Source organism: Streptomyces sp. NBC_00582 (assembly GCF_036345155.1).
Lineage (GTDB): Bacteria > Actinomycetota > Actinomycetes > Streptomycetales > Streptomycetaceae > Streptomyces.
The window spans coordinates 6507313-6518081 of record NZ_CP107772.1; the positions used below are offsets into that span (position 1 = coordinate 6507313).

The window sequence follows — 10769 nt, forward strand, 5'->3', positions numbered from 1 at the left end:
AGGGGTGGGGGCGGGGGGAGGGGGAGGGGCCCCCGCCCCCCGGAGATGTACTGCCGCCCTCGCCCTCGCCCACCGCACCCTCCCTCCCCCTCCCCCTCCTCCTCGTCCCCGTCCCCTCCGCCCCCGCCACCACCCGTGCCCGTGGTCACGACCCCGTGCGGAGGATCGCCCTGGCCGCGGCCGGTGAGCTGCGGCGGGCAGGGCTGCGGGTGCGGGTGGCGTCGGTGCTGCGGCAGCGCAGGGCGGTGGTGGACCAGGCGGGTCTCAGCGCGCGTGAGCGGCAGGACAACCTGGTGGGCGCGCTGGCGGTGGTGTCCGGTGGCGGGCGTTTGTTGCGTGGTGGGCCGGTGGTGCTGGTCGACGATCTCGTGACGACGGGTGCGTCGCTCGCGGAGGCGGCGCGGGCGGTGAGGGCGGTGCGGGCGGCTCCCGGACAGGGGCGAGGACAGGGACGAGGACAGGGGCGAGGGCGGCTCGCCCGGGCGCACGGGCCCGCGGGAAGGGCCGGGGACGGCGGTTCGGAGGGGGTCCCGGAGGGTGGTGGTCCGCGATTGCCTGTGTACGCGGGTGTCGCTCGGGAAGGGAGAGGGGTACGGCGGTCCCGGACCGAGGACGGAGGTGTGGAGGTGAGGAGTGGTGGCGATGTGCTGTGCGCGGCCGTGGTCGCGGCGTCGCCGGATTCGTTCGGAATAAACCGGAACTGAGTGAGAACTTGCGTCGTTGCAGGTAATGACAGGGTCAATTCACCTGAACGGAGGTACGGCGCAGTAGAGGGTGACGACATCCGTCCGAGCGAGATATGTTCGGTTGTGAGGGAAAGCCGCAGGCCACACCTCTCCTATCCGAATGCCGTGCTGCGGTTTTGGTAATCGTCCGTGGCACCTGGGGTGTAGATCTCGCCCATGGGGGAGGAGGAGGTGGAAGTCACCAAGTCCGAGGTTCCGGTGCTCACCGGAGCCTGGTGCAAAAGGGAGACGCTCCGCACTGAGGCGGAGTGATCCGGGAACGGAGTTCTGCGTGGACATCGTCGTCAAGGGCCGCAAGACCGAGGTGCCCGAGCGGTTCCGCAAGCACGTGGCCGAGAAGCTGAAGCTGGAGAAGATCCAGAAGCTCGACGGCAAGGTGATCAGCCTCGACGTCGAGGTGTCCAAGGAGCCCAACCCCCGACAGGCCGACCGGTGCGACCGAGTGGAGATCACGCTTCGCTCCCGGGGCCCTGTGATCCGGGCGGAAGCCGCGGCCAGCGACCCGTATGCGGCACTCGACCTGGCGGCGGAGAAGCTGGACGCCCAGCTGCGCAAGCAGCATGACAAGCGGTACACGCGCCGCGGCGCACGCCGGCTCAGCGCGGCGGAGGTTCCCGACCACGTCCCGGGCGTGGCGACCCTCAACGGCAACGGACACCCCGTGCCGTCCGAGGCGTCGGACAGCGTCCCGACTAAGAAGATCGGTTCGCTGGAAGTGCAGGGCGACGGCCCCCTCGTGGTGCGCGAGAAGACCCACGTCGCCGCTCCGATGACTCTCGACCAGGCCCTCTACGAGATGGAGCTGGTCGGCCATGACTTCTATCTGTTCGTCGACTCCGAGACCAAGCAGCCGAGCGTCGTCTACCGGCGCCACGCCTACGACTACGGCGTGATCCACCTCGACACGGACCCGATGGTCGCCCAGGTGCACTCTCCCGACGCGGGCGGGGCGCTGGGCGGTTGACCCGACTCGGCCCGACCCGGTGACAGTGATGACGCGGTGTGCCCCTGGAGCGCGGTGTGCGCCCCCAGGGGCACCTGTGTGCGACCCCTTGGGGCGGTTCTCTGTCACCGTGTTGTCGTCCGGGCATGGAATCATGGCCGGTGTGGTCCAACCGGTGGGCCGCAGCCTTGGGTTGGCGATGGCTCAGGACCACGGCCGCAGCCTTCAGGGGGAGGAACGATGGCGGACACCTTCGGACCGATGCGGGACGAGGATGCCGACGACGGCGTCGTCGGCATGGGCCCGGACGCGGGTGCTTCACGCAAGGAGCCGATCAGAGTCCTTGTCGTGGACGACCACGCCCTGTTCCGCCGGGGGCTGGAGATCGTGCTCGCGGCCGAGGAGGACATCCAGGTCGTCGGTGAGGCGGGGGACGGCGCGGAGGCCGTGGACAAGGCGGCGGATCTGCTGCCGGACATCGTGCTGATGGACGTACGGATGCCCAAGCGGGGCGGTATCGAGGCGTGCACGTCCATCAAGGAGGTGGCGCCGAGTGCGAAGATCATCATGCTGACGATCAGCGACGAGGAGGCCGACCTCTATGACGCGATCAAGGCGGGTGCGACCGGCTATCTGCTGAAGGAGATCTCGACGGACGAGGTGGCCACGGCGATCCGGGCGGTCGCGGACGGGCAGTCGCAGATCAGTCCTTCGATGGCGTCGAAGCTGCTCACCGAGTTCAAGTCGATGATCCAGCGCACGGACGAGCGTCGGCTGGTGCCGGCGCCCCGGCTGACGGACCGTGAGCTGGAGGTGCTCAAGCTGGTGGCGACGGGGATGAACAACCGTGACATCGCCAAGGAGTTGTTCATCTCCGAGAACACCGTGAAGAACCATGTGCGCAACATCCTGGAGAAGCTGCAGTTGCACTCCAGGATGGAGGCGGTGGTGTACGCGATGCGGGAGAAGATCCTCGAGATCCGGTGAGGGGTGGGGCCGGTCAGCGCAGTGCGGTGACCAGGGCGCGGGTCACTTCCCGGGTGAGGGGGTCGCGCAGGTCCGGTGCGTCGACCCGTTCGACGCGTACGTCGGTGCAGTCCACCCAGCTCGCGGCCTCGACCAGGGCTTCCGCGACCGCGGGGACGGTCTTGGGGCTTTCCAGGCTGACCTGGCGGGCGACCAGGGTGCTGCCCTCGCGGGCCGGGTCGACGCGGCCCACGAGCCGGCCGCCGGCGAGGACCGGCATGGCGAAGTAGCCGTGGATCCGCTTGGGCTTGGGGACGTAGGCCTCCAGGCGGTGGGTGAAGCCGAAGATGCGTTCGGTGCGGGCGCGTTCCCAGATGAGTGAGTCGAACGGGGACAGCAGGGTGGTGCGGTGGCGGCCGCGCGGGGGTGTCGCGAGGGCCGTCGGGTCGGCCCAGGCCGGTTTGCCCCAGCCTTCGACGGTGACGGGGACCAGGCCGGAGTCGGCGATCACGGAGTCGACCTGTTCGCCCTTGAGACGGTGGTAGTCGGCGATGTCCGCGCGGGTGCCGACGCCCAGGGACTGTCCGGCGAGGCGGACCAGGCGGCGCAGGCATTCGGTGTCGTCGAGGTCGTCGTGCAGCAGGTCGGCGGGGACGGCGCGCTCGGCGAGGTCGTAGACCCGTTTCCAGCCGCGGCGCTCGACGCAGACGACTTCGCCGTACATGAGGGCGCGTTCCACGGCGACCTTGGTGCCGGACCAGTCCCACCATTCGCTGGTCTTCTTGGCGCCGCCGAGTTCGGTGGCGGTGAGGGGGCCTTCGGTGCGGAGCTGTTTGACGACCTGGTCGTAGGTGCCCTCGGGGAGGTGGTGGTTCCAGTGGGGGCGGCCGCGGTAGGCGCGGCGGCGGAAGGCGAAGTGGGGCCATTCCTCGATGGGGAGGATGCAGGCGGCGTGGGACCAGTACTCGAAGGCGTGGGTGTCCTTCCAGTAGGCGTCCTCGACGGTGGTCCGGCCGACGCGCCCGAGGCGGGCGTAGGGGATCAGTTCGTGGGAGCGGGCGAGGACGGAGATGGTGTCGAGTTGGACCGCGCCGAGGTGGCGGAGGATGCCGCGGACGCCGGCCTTGCGGTCGGGGGTGCCGAGGAAGCCCTGGGCGCGCAGGGCGATACGGCGGGCTTCGTCTGCGGAGAGCTCGGTGGCGGGGCGCGGGGTCGTCATGGCTCGCACGATAGGTGGTGGCACTGACAGTGCGGGGTGAGCTGGGCTTTCGTCCGGCGGGGCCGGGGTTGTGGCTGGTGGGGGTTACGGCGTCTGTCGTGCCGGAGGGGGCAGGTAGGGGGCCGCGGAGGGCAGGCCGAGGTCGCAGGGGAGGAGGGAGCCGACCCAGCAGTCGCGTCGTACGCCTTTGTTGTTGAGGGCTGCGCGGAGGGTGCCTTCGAGGGTGAAGCCGGCGTGTTGGGCGACCGCGCGGGAGGCGGTGTTGCCGACTTCGGCGCGCCATTCGACGCGGTCGACGGCGAGGTGGGTGAAGGCCCAGCGGGCGGCGGTGAGGGTGGCTTCGGTGGTGTAGCCGCGGCCGCGGTGTTCCTTGGCGGTCCAGAAGCCGATCTCGGCGGTGCCGAGGGAGCGCATGGTGAGGCCGAGCATGCCGGTGAGGGTGCCGTCGGGGAGGAAGACGCCGAAGGTGTAGAGGGAGGCGTCGGTCCAGCCGTCGGGGGCGATCTGTTCGGTGAAGCTGCGGGCGTGTTCGGGGAGGTAGGGGGAGGGGATGGTGGTCCAGCGCTGGATGTCGGGGTCCTGGGCGGCGGTGTGGACGGCGTCGGTGTCCTGGGGGCCGACGGGGCGCAGGGTCAGGCGGTCGGTGGTGAGGGTGACGGGTTCCATCGGGCGATTGTGGTGGGGGTCGGTGGGCGGGCGCCATCGGTTTGGGGGCGTGCCGGGTGGGTGGGTTCGTTCGGTTGTACGGTTTCGTTGTTCGTGCGTCCGGGGGTCCTGTCGGCGGCGTCGGTGGTGCGGGGTGTGAGCGGGTGATCACGATTCGCGCAATTCGCGGGCCGGGGGCGGCACTATCGGCGGGGACCGGGCGTTGTCCTGTTTGAAGAAGATTTTGGCGCGTGTGCGCGACAGTGTGCGGTCCTCGTCACGGCAGGCCTCCCGGCGTGGCGGGGTCCTCGCATACGATGGCCGTTGCTCAGCGAGTCAAATGGAAACCGACCGTGCCAGGCCCGACCGGCAAGGAGACCAACCCCCGTGTCCGTCCTCTCGAAGATCATGCGTGCAGGCGAAGGCAAGATCCTGCGCAAGCTGCACCGCATCGCGGACCAGGTCAACTCCATCGAAGAGGACTTCGTCGACCTCTCCGACGCCGAGCTGCGGGCCCTCACCGAGGAGTACAAGCAGCGGTACGCGGACGGCGAGTCCCTGGACGATCTGCTTCCGGAGGCGTTCGCCACGGTGCGTGAGGCCGCGAAGCGTGTGCTGGGGCAGCGTCACTACGACGTGCAGATCATGGGTGGTGCGGCCCTGCACCTGGGGTATGTGGCGGAGATGAAGACCGGTGAGGGCAAGACCCTCGTCGGCACGCTGCCCGCGTATCTGAACGCGCTGTCCGGCAAGGGCGTGCACCTGATCACGGTCAACGACTATCTGGCCGAGCGTGACTCGGAGATGATGGGCCGTGTTCACAAGTTTCTGGGCCTGGAGGTCGGCTGCATCCTGGCCAACATGACGCCGGCCCAGCGGCGTGAGCAGTACGCGTGCGACATCACGTACGGCACGAACAACGAGTTCGGCTTCGACTATCTGCGCGACAACATGGCGTGGGCGAAGGACGAGCTGGTGCAGCGGGGCCACAACTTCGCCATTGTCGACGAGGTCGACTCGATCCTGGTCGACGAGGCGCGTACGCCGTTGATCATCTCGGGTCCCGCCGATCAGGCGACGAAGTGGTACGGCGACTTCGCCAAGCTGGTGACGCGTCTGAAGAGGGGCGAGGCGGGAAATCCGCTGAAGGGCCTGGAGGAGACGGGCGACTACGACGTCGACGAGAAGAAGCGCACGGTCGCCATTCACGAGGCCGGTGTCGGCAAGGTCGAGGACTGGCTGGGCATCGACAATCTGTACGAGTCGGTGAACACGCCTCTGGTGGGGTACCTGAACAACGCCATCAAGGCGAAGGAGCTCTTCAAGAAGGACAAGGACTACGTCGTCATGGACGGCGAAGTCATGATCGTCGACGAGCACACGGGTCGTATCCTCGCGGGCCGCCGTTACAACGAGGGCATGCACCAGGCGATCGAGGCGAAGGAGGGGGTGGACATCAAGGACGAGAACCAGACGCTCGCCACGATCACCCTGCAGAACTTCTTCCGCCTGTACAAGCGTCACGACCATGACGGCAAGGAGGTCCCGGGTCTGTCCGGGATGACCGGTACAGCGATGACCGAGGCGGCGGAGTTCCACCAGATCTACAAGCTCGGTGTGGTGCCGATCCCGACGAACAAGCCGATGATCCGCAAGGACCAGTCGGACCTGATCTACCGCACCGAGGTCGCGAAGTTCGAGGCGGTCGTCGACGACATCGCGGAGAAGCACGAGAAGGGGCAGCCGATCCTGGTCGGCACCACGTCGGTCGAGAAGTCGGAGTACCTCTCGCAGCAGCTCTCCAAGCGCGGTATCCAGCACGAGGTGCTGAACGCCAAGCATCACGAGCGTGAGGCGTCGATCGTCGCGCAGGCGGGCCGCAGGGGCGCGGTGACGGTGGCCACGAACATGGCCGGCCGTGGTACGGACATCAAGCTCGGCGGCAATCCGGAGGACCTCGCGGAGGCGGAGCTGCGTCAGCGCGGCCTGGACCCCGAGGAGCACATCGAGGAGTGGGCGCAGGCGCTTCCCGCCGCCCTGGAGAAGGCCGAGCAGGCCGTCAAGGCGGAGAAGGAGGAGGTCGAGGAGCTCGGCGGTCTGTATGTGCTGGGCACCGAGCGGCACGAGTCGCGCCGTATCGACAACCAGCTGCGCGGTCGTTCGGGCCGTCAGGGCGACCCGGGTGAGTCGCGGTTCTATCTGTCCCTGGGCGATGACCTGATGCGTCTGTTCAAGGCGCAGATGGTCGAGCGTGTGATGTCGATGGCGAACGTTCCGGACGATGTGCCGATCGAGAACAAGATGGTGACGCGTGCGATCGCGTCGGCGCAGTCGCAGGTCGAGCAGCAGAACTTCGAGACGCGTAAGAACGTTCTGAAGTACGACGAGGTCCTGAACCGTCAGCGTGAGGTCATCTACGGGGAGCGGCGCCGCGTCCTGGAGGGTGAGGACCTGCATGAGCAGGTGCAGCACTTCATGGACGACACGATCGACGCGTATGTGTCGGCGGAGACGGCCGAGGGTTTCCCGGAGGACTGGGACCTGGACCGGCTGTGGGGTGCGTTCAAGCAGCTTTATCCGGTGAAGATCACGGTGGACGAGCTGGAGGAGGCGGCCGGTGACCGGGCGGGTCTGACGGCGGAGTTCATCTCCGAGTCCATCAAGGACGACATTCACGAGCAGTACGAGGCGCGGGAGACGCAGCTCGGCTCGGAGATCATGCGTGAGCTGGAGCGGCGGGTCGTGCTGTCGGTCCTGGACCGCAAGTGGCGTGAGCACCTCTATGAGATGGACTACCTCCAGGAGGGCATCGGTCTGCGTGCGATGGCGCAGAAGGACCCGCTGGTGGAGTACCAGCGTGAGGGCTTCGACATGTTCTCCGCGATGATGGACGGCATCAAGGAGGAGTCGGTCGGCTATCTGTTCAACCTGGAGGTCCAGGTGGAGCAGCAGGTCGAGGAGGTTCCGGTGGAGGACGCGGAGCCGGTCGACCTGGAGAAGCAGGACGTGGTGCCGGCGCAGGCGGGTGCGCGTCCGGAGATCCGTGCGAAGGGGCTGGACGCTCCGCAGCGGCGGAACCTGCATTTCTCGGCGCCGACCGTGGACGGTGAGGGCGGCACCATCGAGGGTGATTTCGACGCCGACGGCGAGCCGGTGCGTTCGGAGGCCGACGGTCTGACGCGTGCGGAGCGCCGTAAGCAGGCGAAGACGGGGCGGCGCCGCAAGAAGTAGCCGCCGTGGAGTGTTGAGGGCCGGGTCACCTGGGGGTGGCCCGGCCCTTCGGCGTGGTGGGCGTGGGGGGTCGGGGGCGGTGTTCAGTCGTCCTGGGTGCGGGGCCTGCGGGGGCCGTCGAGTTCGACGGCGGTGCAGCGCCAGCGGTGGTCGGTGCCGAGTTCCAGGCGGAAGGCCATGGCGCGCAGGCGGTCACCGGTGCCGATGCGGGCGAAGGCCTCGATGGCGCCGTGGCGGGGGACGTAGTAGCCGATGTCCCGGATGGTGGGGCGGGTGCCGTGGGGGGCGCGCAGGGGGCCGCGTTCGGCGAGGTGGGCGAGGTCGTCGTAGGCGCTGCCCAGGGTGTGGCGGAGCATCGAGTGGACGGGGCGGTGGCCGCTGAGGACGGCGAGGAGGCGGTCGGCGAAGAGATCGGTGGGGCGGGGGCGGGCCGGGGGCGGGGTGGGGCGTTGGGGGCCGCGTGGGGCGGTCGTGGTGCGGGTCTGGCGGGTGCGGGGTGGGGTGGCGGCGGGGCGTCGGGGGTCGCGGCGGCCGGGTGGGCGGGTGTCGGCGGTGCCGGGGGCGGTGTGCGTCCTCGTCATGACCTTGTTCATCGTGTGCCCGTTCGGTCGACTTGATGGGTGGGCGGCTCCGACCTTCTACCGGTCGGTAACTTGCCGTGGTCGATCTTGTACGGGGTCGCGGTGGGTGAGGGCAAGGTGGCGGAGGGTCGCCACCGGGGTCGGGGGCGGTTCACCTATCAGGGTGGCCGGAGGAGCGGAAAGGGCCGGTGGGGGCGGTGCGGGGGGTGAATTCCGAGGCGTGGGGTGGACGTCTTCCGGGGTGCGGGGAGGGGCCCGAAAGGGGACGGCCGCACGTATCCTGAAGGTCGTCCGGCCGACCGTCCGGGCCGATTCCGACGACGAAAGAGCGGCCAGCCATGCGTGTCTACGTCCCTCTGACCCTCCCCGGCCTCGCCGAGGCGCACAAGACGGGGGAACTGGGATCGGGACCGCTCGTCGCCTACGCCGTCACGCCCGCGTTGCGCGAGTGGTATCTGTCCGACGACATCGAGGAGCTGGAGTACGCGGCGCTGAGCCGGGCCGCGCTCGCCTCGCTGCGGCTGCTCGCGGCGGACCCGGACGCTCCGCGCAGGCGGGTCGTGGTCGCCGTCGACGTACCCGACCGTGCGACCGAGGTGGACCCGGACCGGGGGCTGGATCCGGCGGCGCTCGGTGAGACGCGGGTGTCGGGGGGCGTACGGCTGGCCAAGGCGGCCTCGGTGCACGTGGACGCCGGGGACGCGGAGGCGGACGTCGCCGCGGCGGCGCGGGCGCTCGGGGCGGCGGACGGCGGGGACGACGACGCGCAGTTCGTCGTGGACGGGGCCGAGGACCACGAGCTGCTGTGGTTCGCCACCCAGGAGATCGCGAACCTGGTGGGCGCGGGGGACTGAGCCCGCCGGCACCGGGACCGGCGTCCGCTCTTGATTGTCGGTGCGGGCGGGTACGTTTGCTGCATGGGGAAGCAGCAGGTGGCGGCGCACATCGTCTGGGACTGGAACGGGACGCTGCTCAACGACAACGACGCGATCATAGGCGCGACGAACGCGGCGTTCGCGGAGCTCGGGCTGGAGCCGCTGACGCTGGAGCGGTACCGCGCGCTGTACTGCGTGCCGGTGCCGAAGTTCTACGAGCGGCTCATGGGGCGGCTGCCGACGGACGTCGAGTGGGAGCTCATGGACGAGATCTTCCACCGGTACTACGCGGAGCACCGGGTGCGGTGCGGGCTCACCGAGGGGGCGGTGGAGCTGCTCGCGGGATGGCGTTCGGCGGGGCACAGCCAGTCCCTGCTGAGCATGTACGTGCACGAGGAACTGGTGCCGGTGGTGCGGGGCTTCGGGATCGAGCCGCACTTCGTACGGGTGGACGGGCGGGTGGGGCCGTCGGGGGGCAGCAAGGCGGAGCACATGGTGCGGCATCTCGCCGCGCTGGGGAAGTCGGTGGAGCCCGCCCGGACCGTGGTCATCGGGGACGCGGCCGACGACGCGGTGGCGGCGCTGCACGCGGGCGTGCGGGCGGTGCTCTACACCGGCGGTTCGCACAGCCGGGCGAGCCTGGAGGAGGTGGGCGTACCGGTGGTGGACTCGCTCGCGGAAGCGGTGGAGGTGGCCTCACGGGCGGCCGCGTGACGGTGCGGCGCCCTCGGGGAGCCGGCGCCGCACCCGGGAAAGGTCAGTCCGCCGGGGTCTTCGCGCGCAGCACCTTCAGGAACGCGCGCATCCAGGCCGGATGGTCGGGCCAGGCGCGCGAGGAGACGAGGGTGCCGTCGACCACGGCGTCGGTGTCCTGGAAGGTGGCGCCGGCGCTCTGCATGTCGAACTCCAGCGCGGGATAGGCGGTGACCCGGCGACCGCTCAGCGCGTCGGCGGCCGCGGTGACCAGGGGGCCGTGGCAGATCTGGGCGACGGGCTTGTCGGCGTCGAAGAACGACTTGAGGATCTTGCGGAGTTCGGGGTCGTTGCGCAGGTACTCGGGGGCGCGGCCGCCGGGGATGACGACGGCGGCGTACTGGCCGGGGTCGACCTCGGAGAAGGCGAGGTCGGCGGGCCAGGTGTAGCCGGGTTTCTCGGTGTAGGTGTCGAAGCCGGGTTCGAAGTCGTGGACGACGAACCGGAGCTTCTTGCGGGTGGGGGCGGCGATGTGGACCTCGTAGCCCTCCTCGAGCAGGCGCTGGTAGGGGTAGAGGACTTCCAGGGACTCCGCTGCGTCGCCGGTGACGATGAGGATCTTCGCGGGCATGGGGCGGCTCCTTCCTCGCGGGCGCTGTCAGCCTCAGGGTCCCTCCGCGGCCGTACCGGCGTCGACCTCTGCGTCCCCACCCCCGGTTCCCCGCCGCCGCCCCTGTGCAGAACGTCAAAGTTCTGGCCCCTGTTTTGTACACATACGGCTCATGACGGGGCCCGGGTGGGGAGCGATAGCCTTGGTGGCGTGATCAGCGCGATAGCTCGCGGGGGTTCTGTTGCCCCTGCCCTGCGCCC

The 10769-nt window shown here is 69.5% G+C and carries 9 protein-coding genes; 5 read left to right on the top strand and 4 right to left on the bottom strand.

What is annotated here, in order from left to right:
• Positions 1–1017: 1017 nt before the first annotated feature.
• Positions 1018–1710, top strand: a complete 693-nt coding sequence (gene hpf / locus OG852_RS29250) for a ribosome hibernation-promoting factor, HPF/YfiA family (RefSeq protein WP_330349440.1) — start codon at positions 1018–1020, stop codon at positions 1708–1710.
• A gap of 219 nt (positions 1711–1929) precedes the next feature.
• On the top strand, positions 1930–2676 hold the full coding sequence (locus OG852_RS29255; protein WP_133914936.1) for a response regulator: 747 nt from the start codon (positions 1930–1932) through the stop codon (positions 2674–2676).
• Between the two features lie 13 nt (positions 2677–2689).
• Here OG852_RS29255 and OG852_RS29260 read toward each other — a convergent pair whose 3' ends face one another.
• Positions 2690–3874, bottom strand: a complete 1185-nt coding sequence (locus OG852_RS29260; RefSeq protein WP_330349441.1) for a winged helix-turn-helix domain-containing protein — start codon at positions 3872–3874, stop codon at positions 2690–2692.
• 84 nt (positions 3875–3958) lie between these two features.
• Positions 3959–4540, bottom strand: a complete 582-nt coding sequence (locus OG852_RS29265; protein WP_330349442.1) for a GNAT family N-acetyltransferase — start codon at positions 4538–4540, stop codon at positions 3959–3961.
• 366 nt (positions 4541–4906) lie between these two features.
• On the opposite strand from OG852_RS29265, the gene secA reads away from it, so the two are divergent.
• Positions 4907–7750 carry a preprotein translocase subunit SecA gene (gene secA, locus OG852_RS29270; RefSeq protein ID WP_330349443.1) on the top strand — a complete coding sequence of 948 codons (2844 nt, stop codon included), beginning with the start codon at positions 4907–4909 and terminating at the stop codon, positions 7748–7750.
• Between the two features lie 83 nt (positions 7751–7833).
• On the opposite strand, the gene OG852_RS29275 is transcribed toward secA, so the two are convergent.
• Positions 7834–8331 carry an Rv3235 family protein gene (locus OG852_RS29275; protein WP_443064576.1) on the bottom strand — a complete coding sequence of 166 codons (498 nt, stop codon included), beginning with the start codon at positions 8329–8331 and terminating at the stop codon, positions 7834–7836.
• 338 nt (positions 8332–8669) lie between these two features.
• Here OG852_RS29275 and OG852_RS29280 point away from each other — a divergent pair, with 338 nt between their 5' ends.
• Together OG852_RS29280 and OG852_RS29285 are read left to right on the top strand one after the other, a co-directional pair.
• Positions 8670–9185: a DUF6912 family protein gene (locus OG852_RS29280; RefSeq protein ID WP_133914940.1), complete on the top strand. Its 516-nt coding sequence runs from the start codon at positions 8670–8672 to the stop codon at positions 9183–9185.
• Positions 9186–9248: 63 nt separating this feature from the next.
• Positions 9249–9920 carry an HAD family hydrolase gene (locus tag OG852_RS29285; RefSeq protein WP_133914941.1) on the top strand — a complete coding sequence of 224 codons (672 nt, stop codon included), beginning with the start codon at positions 9249–9251 and terminating at the stop codon, positions 9918–9920.
• 43 nt (positions 9921–9963) lie between these two features.
• Here the strand turns inward: OG852_RS29285 and OG852_RS29290 are convergent, their stop codons facing one another.
• On the bottom strand, positions 9964–10530 hold the full coding sequence (locus tag OG852_RS29290) for a DJ-1/PfpI family protein (RefSeq protein WP_330349445.1): 567 nt from the start codon (positions 10528–10530) through the stop codon (positions 9964–9966).
• Positions 10531–10769 lie beyond the last annotated feature (239 nt).

Bases quoted from the DNA above. Each gene is read 5' to 3' on its own strand.
- OG852_RS29290 (WP_330349445.1), bottom strand. From the start codon at position 10,530: ATGCCCGCGAAGATCCTCATCGTCACCGGCGACGCAGCGGAGTCCCTG.
- OG852_RS29280 (WP_133914940.1), top strand. From the start codon at position 8,670: ATGCGTGTCTACGTCCCTCTGACCCTCCCCGGCCTCGCCGAGGCGCAC.
- OG852_RS29255 (WP_133914936.1), top strand. From the start codon at position 1,930: ATGGCGGACACCTTCGGACCGATGCGGGACGAGGATGCCGACGACGGC.
- OG852_RS29275 (WP_443064576.1), bottom strand. From the start codon at position 8,331: ATGACGAGGACGCACACCGCCCCCGGCACCGCCGACACCCGCCCACCC.
- OG852_RS29265 (WP_330349442.1), bottom strand. From the start codon at position 4,540: ATGGAACCCGTCACCCTCACCACCGACCGCCTGACCCTGCGCCCCGTC.
- OG852_RS29285 (WP_133914941.1), top strand. From the start codon at position 9,249: ATGGGGAAGCAGCAGGTGGCGGCGCACATCGTCTGGGACTGGAACGGG.
- OG852_RS29260 (WP_330349441.1), bottom strand. From the start codon at position 3,874: ATGACGACCCCGCGCCCCGCCACCGAGCTCTCCGCAGACGAAGCCCGC.